The following is a 20,660-nucleotide window of genomic DNA, read 5'->3' as shown; positions in this document are numbered from 1 at the left end:
TAGAAGAACCTCTGAACCCCGCTTGGAGAAAGAGTATTTAAAGGTTTCGCCCCACGTACAATAGGTGGTTGCCATGGAAAACATAGAAAAAGAGGTAATTTTGCTGACGGGCCCGCCTCTCAACGGGCGCGACGAATACCTGAACGAGGCCCTTGAAAAGGCCAGCGGGGAGAGCTACGCCTACTACCACGTCTTCGAATACCTCAGGGAGGTAGGGAAGGAGAGAGGTGTCAAGATAACCCGCAAGAACGTCCTCGACTTCGCGATAAACCACCAGGATTTGATGAATGAGATTCGCGACGAGGCCTTCGAGAGAATCAGACGGGAGATAGACGAGAGCGACAAAAGGTTCCACCTCGTTTCGACGCCAAGTCTCTTCCGCTGGGGGAGCGGGAGCGTCATAGGGTTCACCCTCAGCAACCTCAAGCTCCTCAAACCGGACAGGGTCATCATCGTCCTCGACGACGTGCTCTCGGTCAGGAGGAGGATAATCAACGACCCGGAGTGGTTCGAGCGCTTCGGCAACGACCCGAACAACATAAAGCTTACCACTCTTGTAATGTGGCGTGAAGATGCAATAAACCACGTGAAAACATTAGTCCACGAGCTCAAGAAGGAGGGAATAAACGTCCGCTACGTCCTCCAGTTCGGCATAAGGCACCCACCGGAGGTTTTCCTCGACCTGCTGTTCAGGGAGAAAGAGAAGCCCCTCGTCTACCTCAGCTATCCGATGACCGGCCACGAGGAGGAGTACTACCACCGCGTTCGGGGCTTCTACGACAAGCTGAGTGAGCACTTTACCGTTCTCGACCCCGGAGCTTTAGACGACTGGTGGGTCGTCGCCGAGTACGACAACCAAGTGGCGAAGAACCCGAACGTGAAGAAAATCAGGATAAAGCACCTCCTTGACGGGAACGAGGTGGACGAGCTCGACAGGGAAGATATTGAGCAAGCCACAGAGATACTCAGGAGACAGCTCGTCGAGAGGGACTTTAACCTCGTAGATGTCAGCAGGGCCATAGCGGTCTACCACTACGCGGAGGGCGTCTCCGCCGGGGTCGTCAGCGAGATGGCCGAGGCCTACAGAACGCTCGCGGCGATATACCTTTACTACCCGTTCAAGAGGCGCCCGAGCCCGTTCATGGAGTTCTACGGCATGCAGAACCCGTCGAGGAGGACGATGTTCAAAAATGAAGACGAGATGATAAGGGCAATGGTTGAAGAGAGAGACTACTGGACGAAGGGCTAACCGCACGCCCCCCAGAGGCCCAGTCCGTTTTCCATTGCCTCCTGCTGGTATCTCAGATACTCTTCTTTTTTCTCAAACGTCCCCTCGACGTAAACGCGGGCGTAGCCCCTCTTTATCAGCTCGGCAGTGAAATCGGTGCCGTTTGTGAGATAGACATAGGCCAAGAGCCTCCCGTAGTATCCCCTTCTAGGGGAGATTGGGTCAAAGACTAGGTAAACGTTCTTGTGCTCTATAGCGTCTTTCGTGAACTGTTTGGCCCTCAGGCCCCATACCTTCAGACACCGCAAATCGGTTATGTTGCCGTATTCGTAGGGCCTGTTTCTTTCCTCCTCAGTCTCGGGGGTATCAACCCCCAGAAACCTCACTTTCTCTTCGGTCCCATTGGAAAACCTGACCCAGGCTGTGTCCCCATCAACCACCCTAGTGACGTAAGCGGGAACCCACGAAGAGTTCGTGGGAGTGAAACTCTGGGACGGGGACGTTGATGAGTAATCACTTGGCTGTGAGAAGATGCAGCCCGAAACAACCACGATTATTATGGACAGCAACAGGACTATCTGCCGCTTATCTTTCATACCACCACCAGAAAAGCCGAGAAAATGCCCGTTATAAAGTTTCGTCTACCATCCAAAAAGGATATGAACAGAAAAGTAAGGGAGAAGAAATCACTTCTTCACCCATCCGCGGTGTTTCATAGCCTCGTAGACCCTCTGGACGGAGACGACGTAGGCGGCGTCACGCATGTGGATGTTCTTCTCCTTGTGGGTGTTGAAGACGTCCCAGAAGGCCTTGGTCATCTTGTCGTCGAGCCTCTTCCTGGTCTCCTCGACCGTCCAGTAGAATCCGTTGACGTTCTGCACCCACTCGAAGTAGCTGACGGTGACACCACCGGCGTTACAGAGGAAGTCCGGGATCTGGAGAATACCCTTCTCGTAGAGTATCTCGTCGGCCTCCGGGGTGACCGGACCGTTGGCAACCTCGGCGACAATCTTGGCCTTGACCTTGTCGGCGTTGTCCTTGGTGATGACGCCCTCAATGGCGCTCGGGGCGAGGATGTCAACCTCGAGCTCGAGGAGCTCTTCGTTGGTGATGTTGGTGGCGCCTGGGAAGTCCTTAACTGAGCCGTGCTCCTTCTTCCACTTGAGGACCTCGTCAGCAGACGGGAGTCCGTCCGGGTTGTAGATGCCGCCCTTGCTGTCGCTTACGGCGACGACCTTCATGCCGAACTCCTCGCTCATTATCTTGTGGAGGTAGTAGCCGGCGTTACCGTAACCCTGGATGGCGATGGTCTTGCCCTTGAGGTCGTCCCAGCCGAGGGCCTTGGCGGCCTCACGGATCGTGAAGGCGGCACCACGGGCGGTAGCGTCCATCCTGGCGACGATACCGCCAACTCCCGGCGGCTTACCGGTGATAACACCGAAGGCCGGGCCCTTGCGCCTCATTATGGTCTCGTACTCGTCCATCATCCAGGCCATTATCTTCGGGTTGGTATAAACGTCCGGGGCCGGGATGTCGGTCCACGGGCCGATGACGTCGTAGACGGCCCTTATGTAGGAGCGAGCAAGCCTCTCCTGCTCCCTCTCGCTGAGCTTCTTCGGGTCAACGATGATACCACCCTTACCGCCACCGTACGGAAGGTCAACGACAGCGACCTTCCAGGTCATCCAGGTGGCGAGAGCCTTAACGGTGCTGAGGGTCTCGGCCGGGTGCCACCTTATACCACCCTTGGTCGGGCCGCGGGCCCAGTTGTGCTGAACGCGGAAACCGGTGAAAACCTTAACAGAACCATCGTCCATCTCAACGGGGACGCTGACCTCAACAATCCTCATGGGCCTCTTGAGCCACTCAAGGGCCTCGTCACTTATGTCCATGAACTGGGCAGCCCTCTCGAGCTGCTTAACGGCCATCTCAAACGGGTCAATCTCGACCATTCATATCACCTCAGGTTTCGCTAATTTGCGATATCCCCTACGACCTTTGCATATATAAACCTTTCGATAAAGGAGGCAGGAGAAGGCTTAGTTTTCAACATAAAGTTACTCTCTCAAATTTTCGGAGAAATAAAAAGAGCTCCCAAAATTTTTGGCCAAAAAGAACGATGTACATCCAAGATTTTATGAACATTGATGAACATTGGAATGCAACGAAGAAGAAAAATAAACCCTCAGCGAGAAGTCGGTCATCATCCCGTCAGCTCACTCTCGTTCCAATCATCGGGCGGGGTTTATGTCCGGGGAGACGTTATAAAAACCCTTCTATTCCCATTTCTTTTGTCACATGTTCAATTTATGCATTGACACATTGACGATATCTTATTTAAATCCCCTGCCACAATGACTCACGATGACCAGAGGTAACTCGACATCACCGAAAAAATGACGAGAGCCCTCCAAAATTATTTTACGGAAACGTAAATCGTCTTTCGTCGAAAAGCGCTCTCAAAAAGCTTTTTATACCTTGAAAGCCCTTATACATAAGTGTCCCTATTTGGGACATTCAACTGCAATTCAATACAATATGCAGTCCGAGGTGATTAAAAGTGGAGCAGGCAAGGGATCAATGGGCGACCAAGATTGGTTTGATTTTAGCGATGGCAGGAAATGCCGTCGGTCTTGGTAACTTTGTAAGGTTTCCAACTCAGGTTGCCCAGAATGGTGGCGGCGCCTTTATGGTGCCGTACTTCGTAGCACTGTTCCTCCTTGGAATTCCAGTGATGTGGATTGAATGGGTAGCTGGTCGCTATGGTGGCAAGTATGGCCACGGTACCCTCGGCCCAACCTACTACCTCATGGCCAGGGAAAGTGTCAAGCCGAAGACAGCGTTCATCTTTGGTATAATCAGCGGAATGCTGGCATTTTCACTGACGGTCCTCATGAACAGCTACTACCTCCACATCGTTGGCTGGTCAGCGGCATACTCATACTTCAGCGTGACAGGGGCCTACTTCGGCCAGAACCCGGGAGACTTCTTCAGCAGCTACCTCAGCAACTATGGCCAGGTTATGCTGTTCTGGGGCGTAACAGTTGTCCTCCTTGCAATAGCAGTCGGACAGGGTGTTAGCAAGGGTATCGAGCGCTGGGTCAAGGTTATGATGCCGTTGCTCTACGTCTTTGCGATCATAATGATCGGCTACGTTTTCGTCCTTGGCTCACCAGTAGACCCCAACTGGAGCACCATTGACGGATTCAGGTTCATCTGGACCCCCAACTGGGCGTACCTCAAAGACCACTTCGCGGCCGTTATGCTTGCCGCAACAGGACAGATATTCTTCACGCTCTCGCTCGGTATGGGTATCATCCAGAACTACGCCAGCTACCTCGGTCCGGATGACGACGTTGCTCTCAGCGGTCTTGCAACGGTTTCCCTGAACGAGTTCGCAGAGGTAGTCCTCGGTGGCTCACTAGCCATCCCCCTGGCAACGGCCTACGCCCCCAAGATCGTCCCGCCAGAGGTTCTCCAGCAGGGCAAGACTGAGGCCCTCTCATGGATAGGCGAGGAGTTCGGCCTTGGATTCTCATACACCAGCCTGCCGAACGTCTTCGTCAGCATGGGAGACATAGGAAGGATCTTCGGAGCAATGTGGTTCCTCCTCCTCTGGTTCGCTGGTTTCACCTCAGCTATAGCCATGTACAACTACCTCGCCGCCCTCCTCGAAGAGGACCTCAACATCAACAGAAAAGTCGGAACCTGGATAGTGTTCGTAATCTACCTCATAGCAGGCCTTCCCGTCGTCTTCATCGACGGCTACATGGATCAGGTCGATGCGTGGGTCAGCTTCCAGCTCACACTGCTGGCACTCTTTGACGTTATAGTTGCGGTGTGGCTCTTCAAGCCGGACAACTTCTGGGAGGAGCTCCACAAGGGAGCCTACATGAAGGTTCCAGAGTGGTACAAGCCAATAATTCTCTACATAGCCCCAATACTCCTCCTGATACCGCTCGTCGGAATGGTCACCACCCTTGTAGGGGCTACACTCGAGTGGCCGGCCAGGATTGCAATAATCATCATGTGGATCATCGGTGCAGTAGAGAGCTACTACTCCATCAAGAAGAAGTACGGCGAGGAGCTCGAGAAGAACGAGGTCATAATAAAGGTTTGAGGTGGTGACGATGGAAAGCTGGGCAATCTACATGTTGCTGGCATGGCTGGTAATATTTGCCATGATGGGCTGGAGCATCAGCAGGCTCCTCAAGGCGGAACAGGGGCAAGTATCTTAAACCTTTTTTCTTTCTCTTTTGGGGGTGTATAAGTGAAAAGCGAAAAGATACTTCTTGAAACTGCCGAAGTCCTTGAATCAACTATTGAAAGGGTTGAGAGGCTAAGCAGCTTAAACGAAAAGGAAAAGGCCAGGGTCAAAGAGGCCCTCAGAGAAGCCGCGAAGAACCTCCGCGAGCTTGCTTCCCAGGTCGAAAATGACAACGAGGAGCTCGCCGAGTTCTTCTACAAGAAGGCCAAGGAGCTAAAAGTGATGAGCACAGACAAAAACATAGAAAAGGAGGGCAAAAAGAACTACCTGAAGGCCGTAAGCAAAACCCTCCTGTATTCCCGCTCAGCGAAGTACGACTTCAAGCCGGGAGAACTAGCCGAGCTAAAGAAGGTATACAGGAAGTACATCTTCGGCATGACGTCGTTCTTCGTGCTCACCGGCGCTTACCTTAACCCGTTCCTTGCGGTAACAGCCCTAATCCTTGCAATCCCAATAATCCTCTCAATGCTCTCCCTCCAGAGGAGGGGCTACACCGGGCTTCTCTTGGCGTATTCCGCGATGCCGATTCCCATTATCGCCGGTGTTATGGTACTGCGCTACAGTCTCGCCAGCCTCATTGACCCACAGAAAGTCCAGGAAATAGCAGAGGCCCTCGGAAAGAGCACTACCTTCGCGCAAGGATACCTCACCTTTCTGATAATCCTCGCGGCGGTTGAGCTCTACCTGCTGGGAAGCGCGTTGGTAGGTCTCTACAAGCACAGGCACGCCTTCCTCTGAAAAGAAAAGCAGTCAATAGAGGGCCTCGTTCCCCCTTTCTCCCGTTCTTATCCTTATCGCGTCCTCAACGGGCAGTACGAATATCTTACCGTCGCCCGGTGTCCCGCTCCTTGCGCTCATGATGATGACGTCAATCACATTCTCAAGGTCTTCGTCCTTGACGACGAGCTCAATCTTTATCTTCGGGAGAAGGTCATAGGGCGGGACTCCACCCTGGACTCCCCTGCCCTGAACCGGATAAGCAGTTAGAGGCACGATGCCGACCTGCTTGAGGGCGTTCTTTACCCGCTCAAAATCGTTCCCCTTAATAATCGCCTCTACCTTCTTCATGGCAACCACATAAATAATTTGTTAAAAGTCCAAAAAAGACTTTCGAAAGGAAAAGAAAACTCAGGAAATCTGGGCCAGAAACTTCCTCAATCTCTTGATGGAGATGCGGGTCTTTCTGGCCAGCTCCCCAAGGTCGGCCTTAAGAAGGTCTTCGGGCGTCTTTACGCCGGCATCGTTCAGCTTTGCGAGCGTTTTGGGGCCGATGCCCTTGATGTCTATGAGACTTTTCACTTTCGGTGTCGGTTTTTCTCCAGATTCGGGCTTTTTGGTCTTTTTTGGATCCCTATCAAGTCTCTTAGTGAGCCTTGTGTCAACTCTCTCCCTCAGAGGAACCTTTGGCCTTCTCCTCTTCACAAAGGCCAAAGATGTCGCGTAGAACCTCCCACCGTCCCTCAGCACTTCAGCGTCTTCTTCCTTTTCACCGGACTCTTCCGGCGGAACTTCGGGGGGCTCCACAAACTCCTCAAGCTCGGGTGGGTTCTCGCTCACATAGTAGGAAACCACAACCGGCCTGAATGCGTTGTCCCTCTCCTCAAGTTCCTCAAGGAGCTTAACGTCGAAGCTTCCGGTCTTCACGTACTTCACGAGCTCATTTGCCAGCCTGTGGAAGTCCCTGCTGTGTATAAGGACTCTTCTCTTCCCGTATTCCTTCGCCTGCCCGGTAGTTATAAGGAACTGCCAGTCGCTTGCCTCAAGTATCAGAAGCTCCCTCGCGAGCTGTTCGAGGATTCTGTCGGCGGTTCCCTCCCTTCCGTAGTACCTGCTCGCCAGCGCCACCATTCTCTCCTCGGCGCGGTAGACGTGGTCCCAGGTCCATCTGGTCTCCTCGTTCCACCACGTCGAGTGGTCTGCGTTGGCCCCCCAAGAGCCCTCAGGAAGCTCGACCTCGTACCTCTCTCCCGCATAGTTGTCAAGGAAAGCCGAGATGGTCGTGGTGACTATTCCCCTCTCTGCCATCAGCTCAAGGACCCTGCCGAGCCACCTGACGCCCTCGAACCACCAGTGGCCGAAGAGCTCGGTGTCGTAGGGGGCGATAATTATCCCCTTCTCCCCAAACTTCTCCTCGTGGGCCTCTAGCAAAGTGCTTACCAGCCAGACGAAGTGCCTCGCGTGCTCCTCCACGCGCTCCATAGCCTTGTCAGGGTCGTAGAACTCCTTCCGGCCAAGGTCAACGTCCTTACCGGTAACGCGCCAGTACTGGCCGCCGCTCTTCGGGGCCTTCCTGTGGAACTCCCTGTACCAGAAGTCGCCGGGGTAGCCGTAGTGCGCGCTCCAGACCTGGTGGCCCGTCTCCCTGTTGCGGGCAAATACAGCAACCTTAGAGCCCTTAATCCAGTAGGGCCTCAGCGTGCTCTTCTCTCCCTTGTAGAGCGGAATCTCACCGTAGCCCCTTGTCACCGGACCCTCATCGATCAGATTGCTCTCCACGAAGAAGTATTCGAGGCTGAACTCCTCAAGGAACTTTTCTATGCCCCGCCTCTTAACCTTCCGCCCGTCGGGGAGCTCCCACTCTCCGGCCGGCCGGTAGGCGCACTCCGGCAGCCATATCCCCCTCGGCCTCCTGCCGAAGTGCTTCTCGTAAGTGGCGACTCCATTGGCGAGCTGAGCCCTTATCGCCTCGTCCCTGGCCAGGAGGGGGAGGTAGCCGTGGGTCGCGGCGGAGGTTATTACCTCTATGTAACCGGCGTCCTGAAACTCCCGGAACTTGCCGATGATGTCTCCATTTATGGCCTTCCAGTAGTCGTAAACCTTTCTGAAGTGGTCAAGGGAAGCCTTAACAGCCTTTTCATCGTACTTGCCTGATTTTAGATCCGCCTCAGTCGCCTTGATTTTCCTGAGGAGGTACTTTTCAAACTCGGCCTTGATGTAGTCGTCGGCAAGCTGTTCCGCCAGTACGGGCGTTATGTTGATTACGAGCTGGAACCGAACTCCTGCGGAGCGGAGGCGCTCAAACTCCATCAGAAGGGGCAGATAGGTCTCAGCCATTGCCTCGTAGAGCCATTCCTCCCCAAAGGGCCACTTCCCGTGCTTTCTAACGTACGGGATGTGGGTGTGGAGGACGAACGTGAAGTAGCCTTTCATTTAGTATCACCCAGAGTGTTATCAAGCGGGGAGTATTTAACTTTATCCGGAACAGGGATGTCACAATGACCAGCATTGTTCATGGAAAACGTTTTATCTTCAGGTTCTAAAAACTAAAATTGGTGGTTTTATGGCGGCGATAGATGTAAGGGAAGCCGAAAGCGGTTTCATTGCGGGTGCCCTGGCAATCGTTCTCCTCGGAACGATTTTAGAAATCCTAACTTCCTCCATGAGCGCCTTCTCAAAGCTCGCCTACGTGCTTTACAACACCGGCATCGTCGGGCTCTCCTTTGGACTGCTGAGCGAGGCCATTGAGGGTGACAAAAACGACGCAATCAGGGCGGCCTTCGCGATTGCAGGGGCGTTAGTCCTGCTGGCCCTGAGGCTTTAACCTTTTAACCCCCACCCTCTACTCTTTTCGGGTGAGAGAATGAAGGAAGAGATGAGCTCAGTCGATATTCGGTACGTCGTGAGAGAGCTCCAGTGGCTGGTCGGTTCTCGCGTTGATAAGGTCTATCACGACGGCGACGAGATAAGGATTAAGCTCCGCACGAAGGAAGGGAGGGCGGATTTAATCCTGCAGGCCGGCAAGAGGTTCCACCTCACGAGCTACGTCAAGGAGGCCCCGAAACAGCCGTCGAGCTTCACCATGCTCCTCAGGAAGCACCTAGGCGGGGGCTTCATAGACGCGATAGAACAGCACCAGTTCGACAGGATTGTCAAGATTAGGGTTGGTGATTACACGCTCATCGGCGAGCTCTTCAGGAGGGGAAACATCGTCCTCGTTGATTCCGAGAACAGAATTGTTGCCGCTCTCCGCTATGAGGAGTACAAAGACAGGGCGATAAAGCCGAAGGCGGAGTACAAGTTTCCACCTGCCAGGGAAAACCCGCTTGAGGTCTCTTTCGAGCGCTTTCTTGAACTGATGAGGGAAGATGAGGAGCTTGAGCTCGTCCGTGCTTTAGCCAGGAAGCTCAACATGGGCGGCATGTATGCGGAGGAGATTTCCCTCAGGGCGGGCTTCGAGAAGACGACGCCGGTGAAGGAGCTGAGCGATGAGGATTTGAAGACGGTTTACGAGGCTATGATGAGAACGTTCAACGACGAGCCGAGGCCGAACATCGTCTACAAGGACGGCAGCATGCACGACGTCGTTCCGATAGAGCTGAAAATCTACGAGGGCCTTGAGAAGCGCTATTTTAAAACCTTCAGCGAGGCCCTTGACGAGTACTTTGGAAAGCTCACCATCGAGAAGGCAAAAATCGAGCAGACGAAGAAGCTTGAGTCAAAGAAAAGACAACTTCTTGCAACCCTCAGAAAGCAGGAGGAGATGCTCAAGGGCTTCGAAAAGGCCATGAACGAGAACCAGGAGATAGGCGACCTGATCTACGCGAACTACGCCCTCGTAGAGAAACTTCTCGAAGAGTTCAGGAAAGCAACTGAAAAGCTCGGCTGGGACGAGTTCAAGAAGCGCATAGAGGAGGGCAAGAAGGCCGGAAACAGGGTCGCACTGATGGTAAAATCCATCGACCCGAAAGAAAAATCAGTCACGATTGAGCTGGAAGGAAAGAAGGTCAAGCTCTACCTCAACAAAAGCATAGGCGAGAACGCCGAGCTCTACTACGAGAAGGCCAAAAAGTTCCGCCACAAGTACGAGGGAGCTCTGAAGGCCTACGAGGACACGAAGAGGAAGCTCGACGAGGTCGAGAAGCTCATCGAGGAGGAGATGAAGAAGGAACTGAACGTGAAGAAAATCGAGAGGAGAAAGAAGAAGTGGTTCGAGAAGTTCCGCTGGTTTGTCTCAAGTGAGGGCTTTCTGGTTTTGGCGGGAAAGGACGCGAGCACAAACGAAACCCTGATAAAGAAGCACATGGCCGAGAACGACCTCTACTGCCACGCCGACGTTTACGGAGCGCCACACGTGGTCATCAAGGACGGACAGAAGGCAGGAGAGAAGACCATCTTCGAGGCCTGCCAGTTCGCGGTCTCGATGAGCAGGGCTTGGGGTCAGGGCCTTTACGGAGCCGACGCTTACTGGGCCCATCCAAATCAGGTTACGAAGCAGGCCCCCAGCGGTGAGTACCTCGGGAAGGGCGCCTTCATGGTCTACGGAAAGAGAAACTGGCTTCGCGGGCTTCCACTCAAGCTGGCGGTGGGAGTTATAAACTACGAAGGCGAGGATTACGTCGTTTGCGCGCCCGTTGACGCGATTAAGGCCCACACGAACAAGTACATCATTATAAGGCCGGGAAAGCTCAAGAAGGGCGAGCTCGTCAAGAAGATACGCGGAATCCTTGAGAAGTGGGGCTACAAGGTCAGGGAAGAAGACCTCAACGCAATCCTTCCTCCGGGAGGTGGAGAAATAGTTGAGGTGGTGGGTTAGACCAGCTCCTTTCCAGTTCCGGTCATCACGAGCTTGCCGTGCTTGACCCCCTTGAGGCTCAGGAGCCTGTCCGCTATCTCTTTTATTCTGCTCGCCTTTCCCTTCACTATGACGACCTCAAGGCAGTTGTGCTCGTCCATGTGGACGTGAATGCTGGAAACTATTTCATCAAGGTAGTCGTGCTGGAGGTCGAGGAGCTCTTTAACGACGTCCGCCTCGTCGTGGTTGTAGAGCATCGTTATCGTCCCGGCAACCTCCGCGTCTCCGGTTTCCCACTCGTGCCTGATTATGAAGTCTCTCATCAAGTCCCTTATAGCCTCGCTCCTGTTCACGTAGCCCTTCTCCTCGATTATCCTGTCGAACTTCTCAAGAAGCTCCTCGGGCACGGAGACGCCAAAACGGACGACCTTCATAACACCACCTCACAAAACTATAGCACGGGAGTTATAAACCTGTCCCAAAAGCCTTTTATTCGGCCGGGGATATCCCCTAGCATGAGGGACGAACTCTATTCGATAGCAAGGAGCGAGTTCGCGGAAGATTTAATCTTCGAAATCGGGGACAGGTCAGTCGTGCTATCAATAAAGGGCCTGCTGATAGCCAGGGCGGATAGAGAGGGCTACAACTTCTCGTTCTTCGAGGTGACCGAGACCGAAACCGTGCTCGCCGTCCAGGTTAAGGGGTTCATCGTCTACATAGCCATAGAGAGCGACGAAGAGCTCGACGAGGAGGAATACGCCGGGGTCGGGAAGGCGCTCCTGGAGCACCTGACGCCGAAGATCGCCCTGCTCGTGACGAAGGCCGAAAAGGAGTACCGGGGGAAGGCGGACATACTCCTCGACGACGGCATGTCTCCGGAGCTGAAGGAGTTCTTCTACTCAATCCTCGCGAAGCACCGCCAGGGCAAGAGCCCCTACGAGCAGACCGAGGTTGCATGATGCGAAGGATCAATGGCCATTTTTGTCCCACGATTCATTTTATTCCATCACGGCACACTTTAAAACAGCACTGAATTTTTTGGCACGCAGAAGCTTTTTATCTATCCTCAAACATATAAATTTTATGGTGATTCCCTATGGACGACGAACCGCCTTCGCGGTCGGTGGAGATGGAAGTTCTCAAAGCGTTTCTGACGTCGAAAGATGAAAAAGAGTTTTCCGAGAACGTGAACACTGCCCTTGAAAGCTTCTCGGCCCTTGTAGATGAGATAACAGGGGTCAAAGGAAAAGCCCCCAGGATAATCCCGGTCAGAACATGGGACGAGGCCCCCTCGGAGGGTTAACCCTTCACGACGGGGAGGAGGTCAGCAGCTCACCTTTGACGCCGTTTCACTCTGGACACTGCTAACAATGAAGACCGTGACCTACGGGATAGTCAGCGAGAAAACCCTCGCAAAAGGCGTCGCCGAGTTCCTCCTCGAAGACCCCGAGATAAACGTCGGAGTTTTCCACGCAAGGGGCACGGACATAGCCCGGCTGATTGACTACAAACGCGGAAAGGATTTGGTGGAGATGGCGTTGCAGGTCACAGATGCGGTTCTCATGGCAAGTTCATACCCAAGACTCGACGAGATGGACAGCTGGAAGATGTTCCGCTGAGCCTCTCCCTCACTTCATTATTTCCAAGAGGGCGAGTGCAACAAGCATAACTGCCAGCACCAGCATCGTCCTTTTTGTATACAGTTTTGCGGCCCTCTTCTCATAGTAGCTCCTGGGGGAGACGTTGAGGACGTAGAGTCCAATGAGCGAGCCGCTGAGGAGACCAAGGACGTTCTCAACGGTGAGACAGAGGGAGCCAAAGAAGACTCCCCGCCAGCCCATTGCGAGGGAAATTCCAATGACAGTCGTCGGCGGAACCAGCGCCGCAGCTATTGAAACACCCGCCAGAATCTCCGGGATTTTACTCACTATCGCAACTATCCCCGCGTAGCCGAGGATTATCGCAAGGACGATGTAAACGAGGCCGGAATCACCACGGGCCAGTATCTCACCGGTCGGCTCCGAGGGCATTGCTCCCGCAAACCTCAGTGCAATGGCCATAAGGAGAGCGGACAGGAATATGACACCGATAAGCTTCAGAATTGAGGCCACTGCATCGAGGGCATCTCTGCCCCTGCCCATGACGACGTTGAGCGAGAACCCGTAGAGGGGGCCGAGAATCGGCGAGAGTAGCATGGCGGAGATTATCATCACCACGTTATCGTTGATCAGACCGAAGAGAGCTATTATCGAGGCAACGGCGCCGAGCGTGAGCTGTATGGGGTCAACCCTGGCCTGCCTGTTGGCGTTCTCGATGAGGCCCTCTATCGCCGCCAGGCTCCACTGTCCCTTGAGCTTCTTGAGTGATTTAACGGAGTTTTCGTACTTCACGGACTTCCCGGTGACCGGTGCCCACGTTATCGATGAATGGGCCCGCCTCAAGTCTACCGCTTTCATGAGCTCGTCGGCGACGTCGTTAATCACAAAATCGGGCACCAGGGCGGTGAACTTGAGCACTCCCTTTCCGTTCCCCTGAACTTCTTCCGCGTAGAACTGGAGGTTCCACTTTGTCAGGACTTCCCGGACTTTCTCCCCCTCACTCCCGTCGCAGTAGAGTTCCAGCCTGAGCATAGCTCACCCTATGGACTAAGCTTCCATGGCTAATAACCCTTGTGGAACACTTCAAAATAATTTGAAGCGATTGTAAACCTTATAACTCCAGCCGTCGTAGAAAATAAAGGGGTGTGTATGAGGGAGTTCGCCGTCTCCGTAGGGGCCTCAGCCCTCATATCGTTTTTCGCCTGGATAGCGGTTCAGCTCCACCACCTCATCGGCGTCATTCTGTTCATCTCCGCCTTCCTCGTTCCACCCATTCTCTTTCGGGGATACTACACGAAACGGCCCCGCATGCTCGTGCCGTTTTTTGCGGTCTCGTTCGTTTTGGTGATTCTACTGACACCTCCCCCGGTGACGGGCCCGAACGTCGAGTTTGGTCTCCACTTTGTCACTGGTTGTTGGGGGAGAGAGGGCAATACCTGGCCACTGAGCGGTGGGGAGCTCGCTTACTCATGTAACAAGCCCTTTGCAGGCTCAACAATCAGCATCAATGGGGTCGCTTGGAAGTCGGCAATAGTCGAGCTCCCCCTCATCGGCCACTTTGTTACCCTCCACGAACCGCGGGAGAAGGCTGACAATGCCTACCGCGAGGCCACGGAACGCGTCGAATCGGAGGGATACCTCAAGCTTGTGGAGGATTACGGAACGTATTCCCACATCCTGAGAGACGCCCTCTTCGCCAAGGGCGAGGAATGCATATATCTGGTCGAAACAAGGATTCTCGGCGGCGGTCTTGCGGTAGTCTCGGCAAGAGGCCCCTGCAGGGGCGTCAAGAGGTTTGCACTCCGCTGGCACGACGACTACCTCTGGAACGCCAGCGAGCCGCCAATCCTTGAGAGATACCGCTTCAACTGGAGCTCAAGCGGGAGCGTCAGAGTTGGAAAGCTCGACCTATCTGACTGGCCCGGCGAGTGGGTTAAGAACACCTACAAGGCCATAGAAATCGAGCTCAAAGGAACCGGATACGTCAAGAGGGCGGAGGGAGAAAGCGGGGACTGCAGGTGGTCTCTCTGGACGAGGGGTGAAAAGTCGCACTACGTCTCCCTGAGGGGGAAGGAAATCCTCGTTATAAGCGGGGAAACCAGAAAAGTTGAGAACTCCGCGGAGAAGATTTCGCCCTGTGGAACGAAGAACGCCCGCGAAGTCCACGAGCCGACGCCTGAAGAGGTGCTCAACTCCGTAATTAAGGAACTCAACGGGAGCTTTGTCGTGAAACCTGTCGGAGAACCCGCGCTCTGGGCCCTCGCTGGAAAAGAGTTTTTGACATCTGTGGGTGAGAAGAACGTCAGCGTGACCCTTCTCGTGTACGGAATTCGCGGACAGTGCGACTACGCCCGCTACCTGCTCGACACTTCCAACAAGGAAACGACTTCCATTTGCCTCGAACGCGATGGATACTTTGTCGCCGTGGCAGTTAAAGGGGAAGCTAAAGACGTGAGCTTCGTCTTATCATCAATAAAACGACCGAAAAGAACTTAAGACAGTCCAATCCCCATACTTCGATGCACCATGATTGCCAGGAGTGATTGTTTTTGGCTTTGACGGGTTCCCCTTCGAGATGAGTGTTAGTCCAAAAACTTCTGGGCGGGATTGTTTTTGGCGCTGAGCTGAGGAGGGGTTGCTTTTGGCAGTTCTGAAAGTCCTCTCATCACAGGCCTAGTCCTCACGCTCTTATTCCCTCGCCTTTTGGGACTTCTCAAAACCCTAAAACCGGAGGAGGTGGTAGAATGAAAGCCGTTCTAGCCGATTCTAAGATACCAAAGAGGTGGTACAACATACTGCCCGACCTTCCGGAGCCTTTAGCACCGCCCCTCGACCCGGAGACAGACGAGCCGATGGAGCCGGAGAAGCTGTTGAGAATTTTCGCTGAGGAGCTCGTGAAGCAGGAGATGAGCACGGAAAGGCACATTGAGATTCCGAAGGAAGTCAGGGAGCTCTACGCCAAGATTGGAAGGCCGACACCACTTTTCCGCGCGACAAACCTCGAGAAGGTTCTCGGAACGCCCGCGAGGATTTACTTCAAGTACGAGGGGGCAACCGTAACCGGGAGCCACAAGATAAACACGGCCTTAGCCCAGGCCTACTACGCTAAAGAGCAGGGCATCGAAAGGCTCGTAACTGAAACTGGAGCCGGCCAGTGGGGGACTGCTTTGAGCCTCGCCGGGGCGCTTCTCGGTCTGAAAGTCCGCGTTTACATGGCGCGCGCGAGCTACCAGCAGAAACCCTACAGGAAGACGATAATGCGCCTCTATGGAGCCGAAATCTATCCAAGTCCAAGCGACAGGACGGAGATCGGGAGGAAGTTCCTCGCAGAAGACCCGAACCACCCCGGTGGGCTTGGAATAGTGATAAGCGAGGCCATTGAGGACGTTTTAAAGGACGAAAAAGCCCGCTACGCCCTCGGAAGCGTTCTCAATCATGTGCTCATGCACCAGACCGTTATAGGCCTCGAAGCCCAGGAGCAGATGAAGGAGTTCGAGGAGCCGGACGTTATAGTCGGGTGCGTCGGAGGGGGAAGCAACTTCGCGGGATTAGCATATCCCTTCGTGAGGGACGTTCTGAGCGGTAAAAAAGAGTACGAGTTCATAGCGGTCGAGCCGAGGGGCGCCCCAAGCATGACGCGCGGGGTTTACAAGTACGACTTCGGCGACTCCGGCGGTTACACTCCAAAGATGAAGATGCACACACTCGGCCACACCTACTATGTTCCGCCGATTCACGCTGGAGGGCTTCGCTACCACGGTTTAGCTCCAACGCTGAGTGTCCTGATAAATCATGGCATCGTCAAGCCAGTCGCTTACCACCAGAACGAGGTCTTCCAAGCTGCCGAGCTGTTCGCGAAGACGGAGGGAATAATCCCCGCCCCGGAGAGCTCACACGCCATAAAGGCTGCCATAGACAGGGCGTTGAAAGCGAAGGAGGAAGGAAAGGCGGAGGTAGTACTTTTCAACCTGAGCGGTCACGGTCTGCTCGACCTGAAGGGCTACGAAGATTACCTTGATGGAAGGCTCCAGGATTATGAGCCGGACTACTTTCCGGCGCTGGAAGGCTGAGCTTTTCCTTTTTTTCTCATAATGTATCCAAGCTTCACAGCCAGCTCCGCGTTGAGCAGAGAGCCTCCCGCCGCCCCGCGGACGAGGTTGTGACCGGTAACAACGTACTTGAAGACCCGGCCGCTTTTCTCCAGCCGCCCCACGGCAACGGTCAGCCCCCTGCCCCGATCCCTGTGGAGCCTCGGCTGGGGCACTTCCGTGTAGATAAGGGGCTTCTCGTAGCTCGGAAGGCCGAGCCTCCCAAGAGGGTCAAACGACTCAAAGGCTTCCCTCACGTCTTCTACGCTCCCGCGAGCAAGCTCTACAAAGACCGCCTCAGTGTGGCCGTGCAGAACCGGAACGCGCGTCGCTATTGCGGAGACTTCAAAGGGCGCCGGCTCTATCTTTCCACCCTTTATCCGCCCGAGGATTTTTCTGCTCTCGTTCTCAATCTTCCACTCCTCACCGCTTATGAATGGAATCACGTTGTCGTGAACTGCCAGCGCGGGGAGGCCCGAGAAGCCGGCACCGCTCACCGCCTGCATCGTGGCCACGTGGACTCTTCGTATCCCGAACTCCCGAAGTGGAGCGAGGGAGACCGTCAGAACCGCGGTGGAGCAGTTTGGGTTCGTCACTATGAAGCCCTCCCAGCCCCGCCTCTCGCGCTGAACCTCAACGAGCCCCAGGTGGTCGGGGTTGACCTCGGGGACGAGTATCGGCACGTCCTCATCGTAGCGGTGTGCCCTCGCGTTGGTGAAGACCGGGATTTCCTCCGCGAGCTTTTCTTCAACCTCCCGCGAGAGGGAAGCGGGAAGGGCGTTGAAGACGAGGTCAACGCCGGGGTCTTCAAGGAACTCCCCAAGGGAGACTATTTCGAGCCCCCTGAACTCGTCCGGGGAGTCCTCAACGACCTCACCGTAGGGCCTCCCCGCAGAGCGCTCCGACGCGACGAGTTTCTCGACCCTGAACCAGGGATGACCTTCAAGGAGCCTCACGAACGTTCTTCCAACCATTCCCGTCGCACCAAGGACGGCGACCTTCACGGGCATCACCTACCACACTGCTCCAACACCTGCCCTCGTAACGTAGACGTCCGAAGCAACACCCATCTCCGCAAAAGCCCCCACAACGGCCTCACCTATGTCCTCCGGATCCTCCCCAAGCGCGAACACTGCGGGGCCTGAGCCCGAGACCGAAAGCCCGTACGCCCCCGCTTCGAGGGCCGCTTCCCTAACCCGGTCGTACCACGGCATGAGCCTCTTCCGGTACGGAAGCGCCACCGGGTCGTCAAGGAGGCGGCCCACGGCGGGAAGGTCCCCCTCCCTAAGCGCCAGAACGAGGGAGCTGGCGAGTGAGATGGCCCTGACGGCGGTATCCAGCGGGACGCTCCCCGGGAGAACCTCTCTGGCCTTTCTGGTGGGGATTTTGAGGTGCGGGAGGACGATGACAACGTCGAAGTCCACGGGAACCCTCATCACTTGGAGGGGCGCGGTTGACGTTATGAGCGTGAAGTCCCCGTAGTAGGCGGGAACAACGTTGTCGGCGTGGGCGCTTCCCGCGGCGTGCCTCTCGCCTTCCATTGCCGCCCTCAGGATAAGGCGCTCGTCCTCGACGCCCAGCGTCCTGGCAGCCGCCAGGGCCCCCGCGAGGGACGAGGCCCCGGAGCTTCCAAGGCCACCGGCAGGAGGTACACCCTTCCTGAGCTCCAGTTTGAGCGCAAGCTCCTCCCCGACGAGAGAAGCCAGGGCCTTCGCGGAGACCACCGCGACGTTTCTGCCATCTGAGGGGACACTGAACCCATTAACTCTCACCTCCCACTCGTCGGACTCCCTGAAGGTGAGCTCGTCATAGGGAGCCCCAACACCGACGCCGAACACGTCGAACCCCGGCCCGAAGTTCGCTATGCTCGCGTGGACGCGGACGCGCATTACACCACCTCCAGAGGCACTGGTCTCCTCGCACCCAGCAGGTTCCAGTGGAGGGAGTTCAGGAAGCCTCCAAGGGAGCGGCCCTCAACCCAGAAGGACACGACCCTTACACCGTCAATCTCGAAGGTCTCGCCGCTGTACCCGTAAACCGCATCCGCCCCAACGACCGAGACCCTGAAAAGGCCGTCATCTCCCGTGTACGTTATAATCGGCATCCCAGAGTCGGAGGTGCCCACGATTGTGGAGAAGACCCAGTCCTCGGTTCTCCCGATAAGCAGGGGGACTCCAAACTCGGTAGCGCCTGGGTGCAGTGCCCTCATTCCAAGGGCGGAGGCCACCCTCACCTTTTCCTTCGAGACAAACGGCACTGGACGGGCAAAGGGAACCCTCCGGGGGTCGGCGGTGTAGATTCCATCAACATCGCCCATTATTAGAACAGCGTCCGCGCCTATCGCCTCCCCCAGGACGGAGGCCGTGTAGTCGCTTCCGTTCCTCCCAAGGGTAGTCCTGTAGCCGCGGTAGCCACCGACGAAACCCGGCACCACGGCCACAAACCCCTCCTCTACGGCCTCCCTCACCTGGGCGCTCCGGGACAGGGTCCCCCTCAGGCTGACCCTGGCGTTTCCGAAGTTGCCGTCCGTAGCTATGACCTCCCACGGGGCGAAAATGACAACGGGCACGCCCCTCGCGGAGAGGGCTTCTGCGAAGGCCCTCGCGGAGAGCAGCTCGCCGAATGATAGCACGTGGTCGAGAAAGGCCCTCTCGCCGGGGAACGAGCCCCTTGACCTAACGGCCTCCTTCAGCTCCCTGAAGAAGGGAGAAAAAATGGAGGGGTCAAGGCCGTGCGCCCTCGCGAATTCCCTGTGCCTCTGGATTATCCCATCGAGGCCCTCTCCGGTTTTTGCCAGCCTGATGAGGGCGTCGGTAACCCCTTTCAGAGCGGAGACGACCACGGCCACCTCTCCCGCATTCCACAGGCGGGCGGCGAAGGAGACCGCCGAGTCAAAATGACCCGCCACCGAGCTCCCACCGAACTTGACCACGAGCCTCTTTCCGGAGCAGAGCATCAGGCGGACCTCCTGAAGGGGATTGTTTCCCTCCCAGCCCTCTTAAGCTCCCGCCTGACTATCTCAACGCCCCTGACCATGTTCACGAGCTTCTGGTACGCTATCCTCCTGTCGAGGAGCTTCAGTCCGCAGTCTGGGTTTACGTACAGCCGCTCAGGCTCGACGTACCCCATGACCTTTCTGATTGCCCTCGCGACCTCTTCGGGACTCTCAACGCGCGGGTTGTGCACGTCAACGACACCGAAACCAAGCTCCCCGTGGGTGAGCTTCCTCAGGAACTCCATGTCGCGGAAGCCCCTGTTGGCGAACTCAAGGGCAAACTGGGAGACGTTAATCTCATCGAAGTAGTCGGCGAGGAGGTTGTAGTTGGAGTAGCAGACGTGGAGTCCAAACTTCATGTTAACGCCCTTCACGGCCCTGTTGATAGCCTCAACCGCTATCGGAACCTCGTCGGGGTGGTTGAGCATCGCGGGTTCGTCGAGCTGAATGAACTTCGCCCCCTCCCTCTCAAGGAGCTTGAATTCCTTGTTGAGTATCCCCGCGAGCTCAAAGGCCAGCTCTTCCTTGCTCGAATAGTACTCGTTGAAGCTCCACTCGGCTATCGTGTACGGGCCGGTTATCGGGACTTTGACGACTTCCCTCGTGGTGTTGGCCTTAATCCAGCGGAACTCGTCGAGCACAAGGGGCTCGCTGTACTCAAGCTTTGAGACGGCCGCCGCCTTGTTGAAGTAGGCGTTGCCCCAGACCCTCACCGGGCCGTAGAACTTGAAGCCCGATATCCTGGCCGTAAAGTGCTCGGTCATCTCGCTTCTGCCCATCTCACCGTCCCAGGGGATGTCTATACCGGCCCTCTCGTGCTCCCTCAGTACGGCAACGCTCGCGTCCCTTATCGCCTCCCTGAAGTCCTCCTCCTGGAGCCTGCCGAGCTCGTAGAGGCTGTATATCCTGAGGAGCCACCTCGGTTTTGGATAGCTCCCTATGACGCTTGTGGGAAGGATTGGAAGTTCCACC

General features: G+C 55.5%; 20 protein-coding genes. 10 read left to right on the top strand and 10 right to left on the bottom strand.

Annotated features, from left to right (window positions below; translation table 11 throughout):
* The first annotated feature begins 73 nt into the window (after nucleotides 1-73).
* Complete coding sequence (locus tag ACZ5ER_RS04660; protein ID WP_464935102.1) at nucleotides 74-1,249, top strand: hypothetical protein; 1,176 nt, start codon at nucleotides 74-76, stop codon at nucleotides 1,247-1,249.
* Here the strand turns inward: ACZ5ER_RS04660 and ACZ5ER_RS04655 are convergent.
* Both ACZ5ER_RS04655 and gdhA read right to left on the bottom strand, forming a co-directional pair.
* Complete coding sequence (locus ACZ5ER_RS04655; protein WP_464934901.1) at nucleotides 1,246-1,824, bottom strand: thermonuclease family protein; 579 nt, start codon at nucleotides 1,822-1,824, stop codon at nucleotides 1,246-1,248. The genes ACZ5ER_RS04660 and ACZ5ER_RS04655 overlap by 4 nt on opposite strands.
* Before the next feature lie 90 nt (nucleotides 1,825-1,914).
* Entirely contained in the window at nucleotides 1,915-3,180 is a 1,266-nt protein-coding gene (gdhA, locus tag ACZ5ER_RS04650) for a glutamate dehydrogenase (RefSeq protein WP_050002832.1), read from the bottom strand.
* Nucleotides 3,181-3,839: 659 nt separating this feature from the next.
* Here gdhA and ACZ5ER_RS04645 point away from each other — a divergent pair.
* Complete coding sequence (locus tag ACZ5ER_RS04645; protein WP_394297637.1) at nucleotides 3,840-5,348, top strand: sodium-dependent transporter; 1,509 nt, start codon at nucleotides 3,840-3,842, stop codon at nucleotides 5,346-5,348.
* 150 nt (nucleotides 5,349-5,498) lie between these two features.
* A complete protein-coding gene (locus ACZ5ER_RS04640; protein WP_050002830.1) occupies nucleotides 5,499-6,233 on the top strand; it encodes a 30S ribosomal protein S20 in 735 nt (244 codons plus the stop codon).
* Between the two features lie 12 nt (nucleotides 6,234-6,245).
* On the opposite strand, the gene ACZ5ER_RS04635 is transcribed toward ACZ5ER_RS04640, so the two are convergent.
* Together ACZ5ER_RS04635 and ACZ5ER_RS04630 are read right to left on the bottom strand one after the other, a co-directional pair.
* Nucleotides 6,246-6,563, bottom strand: a complete 318-nt coding sequence (locus ACZ5ER_RS04635) for a P-II family nitrogen regulator (RefSeq protein ID WP_050002829.1) — start codon at nucleotides 6,561-6,563, stop codon at nucleotides 6,246-6,248.
* 60 nt (nucleotides 6,564-6,623) lie between these two features.
* Nucleotides 6,624-8,645 carry a 1,4-alpha-glucan branching protein gene (locus ACZ5ER_RS04630; protein ID WP_464934900.1) on the bottom strand — a complete coding sequence of 674 codons (2,022 nt, stop codon included), beginning with the start codon at nucleotides 8,643-8,645 and terminating at the stop codon, nucleotides 6,624-6,626.
* A 130-nt stretch (nucleotides 8,646-8,775) separates the two neighbouring features.
* Between ACZ5ER_RS04630 and ACZ5ER_RS04625 the strand changes: the two genes are divergently transcribed.
* On the top strand, nucleotides 8,776-9,036 hold the full coding sequence (locus ACZ5ER_RS04625) for a hypothetical protein (RefSeq protein WP_464934898.1): 261 nt from the start codon (nucleotides 8,776-8,778) through the stop codon (nucleotides 9,034-9,036).
* A 39-nt stretch (nucleotides 9,037-9,075) separates the two neighbouring features.
* The gene (rqcH, locus tag ACZ5ER_RS04620; protein WP_464934897.1) at nucleotides 9,076-11,028 is read left to right on the top strand and encodes a ribosome rescue protein RqcH; all 1,953 of its coding nucleotides are present in this window, start codon (nucleotides 9,076-9,078) and stop codon (nucleotides 11,026-11,028) included.
* Here rqcH and nikR read toward each other — a convergent pair.
* On the bottom strand, nucleotides 11,025-11,441 hold the full coding sequence (nikR, locus tag ACZ5ER_RS04615; protein ID WP_042693005.1) for a nickel-responsive transcriptional regulator NikR: 417 nt from the start codon (nucleotides 11,439-11,441) through the stop codon (nucleotides 11,025-11,027). The genes rqcH and nikR overlap by 4 nt on opposite strands.
* Before the next feature lie 81 nt (nucleotides 11,442-11,522).
* Between nikR and ACZ5ER_RS04610 the strand changes: the two genes are divergently transcribed.
* The 3 genes from ACZ5ER_RS04610 (at nucleotide 11,523) to ACZ5ER_RS04600 (ending at nucleotide 12,626) form a co-directional block, all read left to right on the top strand.
* Nucleotides 11,523-11,966 carry a hypothetical protein gene (locus ACZ5ER_RS04610; protein ID WP_050002825.1) on the top strand — a complete coding sequence of 148 codons (444 nt, stop codon included), beginning with the start codon at nucleotides 11,523-11,525 and terminating at the stop codon, nucleotides 11,964-11,966.
* Between the two features lie 137 nt (nucleotides 11,967-12,103).
* Nucleotides 12,104-12,310: a hypothetical protein gene (locus ACZ5ER_RS04605; RefSeq protein WP_050002824.1), complete on the top strand. Its 207-nt coding sequence runs from the start codon at nucleotides 12,104-12,106 to the stop codon at nucleotides 12,308-12,310.
* A 67-nt stretch (nucleotides 12,311-12,377) separates the two neighbouring features.
* Nucleotides 12,378-12,626: a hypothetical protein gene (locus ACZ5ER_RS04600; RefSeq protein WP_050002823.1), complete on the top strand. Its 249-nt coding sequence runs from the start codon at nucleotides 12,378-12,380 to the stop codon at nucleotides 12,624-12,626.
* 9 nt (nucleotides 12,627-12,635) lie between these two features.
* Here the strand turns inward: ACZ5ER_RS04600 and ACZ5ER_RS04595 are convergent, their stop codons facing one another.
* The gene (locus ACZ5ER_RS04595) at nucleotides 12,636-13,637 is read right to left on the bottom strand and encodes a TIGR00341 family protein (RefSeq protein WP_464934896.1); all 1,002 of its coding nucleotides are present in this window, start codon (nucleotides 13,635-13,637) and stop codon (nucleotides 12,636-12,638) included.
* 117 nt (nucleotides 13,638-13,754) lie between these two features.
* Between ACZ5ER_RS04595 and ACZ5ER_RS04590 the strand changes: the two genes are divergently transcribed.
* Nucleotides 13,755-15,101 carry a hypothetical protein gene (locus tag ACZ5ER_RS04590; protein WP_464934894.1) on the top strand — a complete coding sequence of 449 codons (1,347 nt, stop codon included), beginning with the start codon at nucleotides 13,755-13,757 and terminating at the stop codon, nucleotides 15,099-15,101.
* A 248-nt stretch (nucleotides 15,102-15,349) separates the two neighbouring features.
* Entirely contained in the window at nucleotides 15,350-16,675 is a 1,326-nt protein-coding gene (locus ACZ5ER_RS04585) for a TrpB-like pyridoxal phosphate-dependent enzyme (RefSeq protein ID WP_464934893.1), read from the top strand.
* Here ACZ5ER_RS04585 and asd read toward each other — a convergent pair.
* The 4 genes from asd to ACZ5ER_RS04565 are packed head-to-tail and all read right to left on the bottom strand — an operon-like array spanning nucleotide 16,651 to nucleotide 20,659.
* Complete coding sequence (gene asd, locus ACZ5ER_RS04580; RefSeq protein ID WP_464935101.1) at nucleotides 16,651-17,697, bottom strand: aspartate-semialdehyde dehydrogenase; 1,047 nt, start codon at nucleotides 17,695-17,697, stop codon at nucleotides 16,651-16,653. The genes ACZ5ER_RS04585 and asd overlap by 25 nt on opposite strands.
* A gap of 9 nt (nucleotides 17,698-17,706) precedes the next feature.
* Nucleotides 17,707-18,582 carry a homoserine kinase gene (locus ACZ5ER_RS04575; RefSeq protein WP_464934892.1) on the bottom strand — a complete coding sequence of 292 codons (876 nt, stop codon included), beginning with the start codon at nucleotides 18,580-18,582 and terminating at the stop codon, nucleotides 17,707-17,709.
* Nucleotides 18,582-19,649: an aspartate kinase gene (locus ACZ5ER_RS04570; RefSeq protein WP_464934891.1), complete on the bottom strand. Its 1,068-nt coding sequence runs from the start codon at nucleotides 19,647-19,649 to the stop codon at nucleotides 18,582-18,584. Before ACZ5ER_RS04570 ends, ACZ5ER_RS04575 begins: the two co-directional genes overlap by 1 nt.
* Nucleotides 19,649-20,659, bottom strand: a complete 1,011-nt coding sequence (locus tag ACZ5ER_RS04565; protein WP_050002816.1) for a methionine synthase — start codon at nucleotides 20,657-20,659, stop codon at nucleotides 19,649-19,651. Before ACZ5ER_RS04565 ends, ACZ5ER_RS04570 begins: the two co-directional genes overlap by 1 nt.
* Nucleotide 20,660: the final 1 nt, after the last annotated feature.

It is taken from the genome of Thermococcus marinus (genome assembly GCF_055389025.1).
Note: the sequence above shows the minus strand (reverse complement) of the source record. Positions and strands in the feature narration are given on the sequence as shown.